Consider the following 4,870-nt stretch of genomic DNA (forward strand, 5'->3'; position numbering starts at 1 on the left):
CTGATGGCCAGCCTGCGCCTGTCGCAGCCCGCGATGATGATCCTGCGCTCGATTCTGCGCTGGCCGGTCCGCGCGGCGGCAAGTTCGCTTGGCCTTGCCATGGCAGTGGCGGTTCTTGCCGCGGCAAGCTTTTTCGACGATGCGCTCGACAAGATGATGGTGACGACATTCGACCTTTCTAACCGGCAGGATGCGGTCCTGATGTTCACCGATGCGCTACCCGAATCCGCCGTCGACGCCATTCGCGAAATCCCCGGCGTGTTACAGATCGAGGGGCAGTTGAGCGCGCCTGCGATCCTGCGCAACGGTCATTTGGAAAAGCATGTCGGCATCGAGGCGCGCAGACCGGATGCGGATCTGTCGCGGGTTGTGACCGATACCGGGCGGATCATGGCCGCGCCGCCGGGCGGGCTGGTGCTGTCGAGACGGCTTGCCCATCAGCTGGATCTTGAGGTCGGCGCAGCGGTGGAGGTGGCGTTTCTCTCGGGGCGGCGCGAAACCGTTTTTCTGCCGGTAACGGCCACGGTCGATCAGTATATCGGCCTTGCCGCCTATGCCGATTTCGAAACGCTGAACACGATCCGGCGGCAGGCGCCGCAGGTTTCCTCTGCGAATGTGACGCTCGATCAGGGTCAGCGGGCGGCGTTTCATCGGGCGCTGAAGGACATGCCGGCCCTGGGGGCCACGGCGATGCTGACCGATATGCGGCGGTCCTTTGATGAAACGATTGAGAAGAACATCACTGTCACCGCCACGGTCTATTTCGTCATCGCGGTCCTGATCACGGTCGGCGTCACCTATAACGGCGCGCGCATCCAGCTTTCTGAACGTGCGCGCGAGCTTGCCAGCCTGCGCATCCTCGGTTTCTCGCGCGGCGAGGTGTCGTTCATTCTGGTGGGCGAGACAATGGTTCTGGCCCTTCTCGCCCAACCGTTTGGCTGGCTTGCCGGGATGGGCATTGCCTGGTCGTTGACACAAGGGGTCAACAGCGACCTTTACGAAATCCCCTTCGTCATACGCCCGGCCACCTTCGCCCGCGCCAGCCTTATCGTGCTGCTGACCGCGCTTGCCTCGGCGCTGGTCGTGCGCCGCCGCATCGACCGGCTCGACCTCGTCGCCGTCATGAAAACAAGGGAGTGAGCCCATGGCCCTGCAACCCCGCCAGTACATCATCGGCATCATTGGCATCGGCGCCCTTGTCGGGCTCGGCTGGATCGGGTTTCGCACCGAACCTGTCCCCGTGGATGTGGCCGAGATTTCTGCCGGAGCGATGTTCGTCACGGTCAATGCCGACGGCGAAACCCGCATCCGCGATGTCTATGAGGTCTCGGCCCCGATCTCGGGCACCGTGCGCCGCGCGCCGGTTGAGGTCGGCGATCCCGTCACCGCCCGCGAAACCGTTGTCGCGGTGGTGGAACCCGCAGCCCCCGCGCTGCTCGACAGCCGCTCGCGCGAACAGGCTGAGGCGGCGGTGGCAGAGGCGCAGGCGGCCCTCTCGACCGCCGAGGCGCAGTTCCGGCAGGCTGAGGAGGAACTGAGCTATGCCCGCTCGCAATATGAGCGTGCCCGGACGCTGGCCGAACGCGGCGTGTCCTCCCAGACCCAGTTGGAGGATGCGAGCCAGATCCTTGCCATCAGGCTTGCCGCGCGGGAGGCGGCGCAGTCGAATGTGACGATGTCGCGCAGCAGGCTCCAGCGCGCCCGCGCGGCCCTGATAGAACCGGGCATGCCGGGGGGCAGCCGCTATACCTGCTGCGTGACGCTGAAATCGCCGATCACCGGAACCGTGCTGTCGGTCGATATCGTCAGCGAAGGGCCGGTCGCGGCGGGCACGCGTCTGGTCACGCTTGGCCGCACCGACGATCTGGAAATCGTCGCCGATCTTCTCTCGGCCGATGCGGTCGGCCTCGTGCCGGGAAGCCCTGCCATCGTTGAACGCTGGGGCGGTCCGGTTGCCCTTGAGGCCGAGCTGCGCAGTGTCGAGCCTTCTGCCCATACAAGGTTCTCAGCCCTCGGGATCGAGGAGCAGCGCGTCGATGCGGTTTTTGATTTCGTCAGCCCGCCTGATATCCGGGCCGGTCTCAGCGACCGTTACGCCGTCTATCTGAGGATTGTCACATGGCAGGGCGAGGACGTGTTGCAGGTGCCGCTCTCGGCGCTCTTTCGCAAGCAGGGCGATTGGGCCGTGTTCCGGATTGTCGGGCAAAGCGCCGTCCTGACCGCGGTCAAGATCGGTCACCGCAACGGGATCGCGGCGGAAATCACCGAAGGTCTGGGGCAAGGCGACCGGGTGATCCTGCATCCTTCGGACGCCATCACCGATGGCGTGCCGGTCGTTGCGCGTGGGGCGCTCTGACCCGAATGTCAGGCGAAGCGCATGCCAAGCTCGCGCTCAAGATACTGGCGGGTTGCGGTTTCGAATGCGTCGGGCCAGTCCAGCCCGACCCGTGCGGCGATGCGGCGGGCCCGGGGGAAGAAGGCTTCAGAAATCGCGATATTCGCTGCGATCACGGCGTCACGGTCGGGTGCCGGGCAGGGCAGGGCGGCAAGCTCGGCCATGTCCTGCGCCGACATCAGGCGACTGGGATGCAAGGCCCCGCCGCGCTCCGGCAGCGGGCATTCCTCAATCATCAGATCACTCAGCAGATCGCGCAGAATGCCCGTGCCGCGCACCAGCAACACATATTCGCCGCGGTCGGCACCGACCGGCGTAAGGCCGAGAACCCGGATGAATTCATGTATGATATAGCTGACGCGGCGCGCATCCGGTTCCCTTCCGGGCAATTCGGGCGGCAAGGTATCCCAGATCCCGCCGGGGTCGATCAGGGGCTGCACCGTATTGCGCGCCCGCCCGCTGAAGGCGCAAACCGGGCGTAGATAAAGATCGCAGCGCGTCCAGTCGGCAAGGATCGCATTGACCAGATACCCCCCAGCCCCCTGCCGCGCGGACCAGAAGACCACCGGCGCCAGATCCTCAAGCGCCGTGCGCCATTTCGCGGCCAAAGCCTCGTGATGTTCAGCCTCTGCAAGGGCAATGAAATCAATGTCGCTGAAGCGGTCGGCCTGCCCCTGCCCGTGGCTGCCGCCAAGGAACAGGGCATTCAGCGCGGGTGCTGTCGCCAGCGAGTGTCTGACATGCTCGATAAGGTCATGATGATTCATGGGGCGCAGTCTGCGTCCCGCCGCCTCCGGCAGCAAGAATGAAGGCGATTTGCCGCGGAAATCCGCCATCCGCCGGGGGTTTGACTTTACCCCCGCGAGGCCACATCTATCGGCGGAAGGAGTGCCGATGACCACCCAGACAACCTTCACCGTCGAGGGCATGAGCTGCGCCTCCTGTGTCGGCCGCGTTGAGCGGGCGTTGAAGGCGGTGCCTGGCGTCGAAGAGGCCGAGGTCAACCTGATGGCAGGCACGGCGCGGGTCGCGTTCTCCGGCACCGATGTCGCGACGCTTGCCGGGGCGCTCAGTGCTGCAGGCTATCCGGCAGTTGCGACCGAGGCGCGGCTGAATGTCGAGGGTATGACCTGCGGCTCCTGCGTCGGTCGGGTGGAGCGGGCTTTGCAGGCCGTGCCGGGCGTGACCGGGGCCGAGGTGAACCTTGCCACCCAATCGGCGCGCGTCAGCTATTTCTCCGGCACCAACACACCCGAAGCCCTCGCCGGGATTGTCACGGCGGCGGGCTATGCCGCGCGGCCGGTGACGAATGATGCGCCGCCTGCAGATCGTCATGCGGATGAGGCGACCCGCCTGCGCCGGACCTTCGCGCTCTCTGCTATGCTTGCCCTGCCGGTGGTGGTGCTGGCCATGGGCACTCATATGCTGCCCGCCTTCCATCACTGGGTCATGGGCAGTTTGGGCGAGGTCAATTCCTGGCGCATCCAGTTCGTGCTGACCGCCGCGATCCTTATTGGCCCCGGCGCGCTTTTCTTCCGTTACGGTATCCCGGCACTCCTGCGCGGCGCGCCCGAGATGAACTCGCTCGTGGCCTTGGGCAGTCTTGCCGCCTTCGCCTATTCCACCGTCGCCACCTTCACCCCCTCGCTGCTGCCCGAAGCCGCGCGTGGGGTCTATTTTGAGGCCGCCGCGACCATCGTCACCCTGATCCTTCTGGGGCGGCTTCTGGAAACGCGTGCCAAGGGGCAGGCGGGCGAGGCGATCCGTCGCCTCATCGGCCTTCGCCCCAAGACCGCGCGGGTTGAGCGGGCGGGCGGTGTCGTGGAAGTTTTGGTCGAGGCCCTGACACAAGGCGACATCGTCCGGCTTGCCCCGGGCGAGCGGGTTGCGGTTGACGGTATCGTGACTGCCGGGCACGGCTGGATCGATGAAAGCATGCTGAGCGGTGAACCCGCCCCGGTCGAAAAATCCGAAGGCGCGGGCGTGACCGGCGGCACGGTAAACGGCCAGTCCGCTCTGTCCTACCGGGTGACGGCGACCGGCGCCGATACGGTGCTCGCGCGCATCATAGCCATGGTCGCCGATGCGCAGGGCGCCAAGCTGCCGGTTCAGGCGCTGGTGGACCGGATCACACTCTGGTTCGTGCCTGCGGTGATGGCGCTTGCGGTCCTCGCTTTCGCGGTCTGGCTGTTCATCGGGCCGGAACCCGCGCTGACCCATGCGCTTGTCGCCGGGATCTCCGTCCTGATCATCGCCTGCCCCTGCGCCATGGGCCTCGCCACCCCGGTCTCGATCCTTGTCGGCACCGGGCGCGGGGCGGAACTGGGGTTGCTCTTTCGCCGCGGCGACGCGTTGCAGCGGCTGGCCGAGGTGCAGGTCGTTGCTTTCGACAAGACCGGAACCCTGACAGAGGGCCATCCGAAGGTCACCGATATTCATATCGCCGAAGGGTTCGACGAGGTCGATGTGCTCACC

General features: G+C 65.9%; 4 protein-coding genes. 3 read left to right on the plus strand and 1 reads right to left on the minus strand.

Annotation, left to right across the window (positions count from 1 at the left end):
- On the plus strand, window positions 1-1,140 hold a 1,140-nt coding region (locus WBB85_RS02365), incomplete at its 5' end, for an ABC transporter permease (protein WP_432637019.1).
- A gap of 4 nt (window positions 1,141-1,144) precedes the next feature.
- Window positions 1,145-2,356 (plus strand): efflux RND transporter periplasmic adaptor subunit, encoded by a 1,212-nt coding sequence (locus WBB85_RS02370; protein ID WP_432637020.1) that lies wholly within the window; start codon window positions 1,145-1,147, stop codon window positions 2,354-2,356.
- A gap of 8 nt (window positions 2,357-2,364) precedes the next feature.
- On the opposite strand, the gene WBB85_RS02375 is transcribed toward WBB85_RS02370, so the two are convergent.
- Window positions 2,365-3,162: a nucleotidyltransferase domain-containing protein gene (locus tag WBB85_RS02375; RefSeq protein WP_432637021.1), complete on the minus strand. Its 798-nt coding sequence runs from the start codon at window positions 3,160-3,162 to the stop codon at window positions 2,365-2,367.
- Window positions 3,163-3,289: 127 nt separating this feature from the next.
- On the opposite strand from WBB85_RS02375, the gene WBB85_RS02380 reads away from it, so the two are divergent.
- The coding region (locus WBB85_RS02380) for a heavy metal translocating P-type ATPase (RefSeq protein ID WP_432637022.1) at window positions 3,290-4,870 on the plus strand (1,581 nt) is incomplete at its 3' end.

Origin of the sequence: Albidovulum sp. (assembly GCF_049646345.1) — a bacterium.
Classification (GTDB): domain Bacteria; phylum Pseudomonadota; class Alphaproteobacteria; order Rhodobacterales; family Rhodobacteraceae; genus Albidovulum.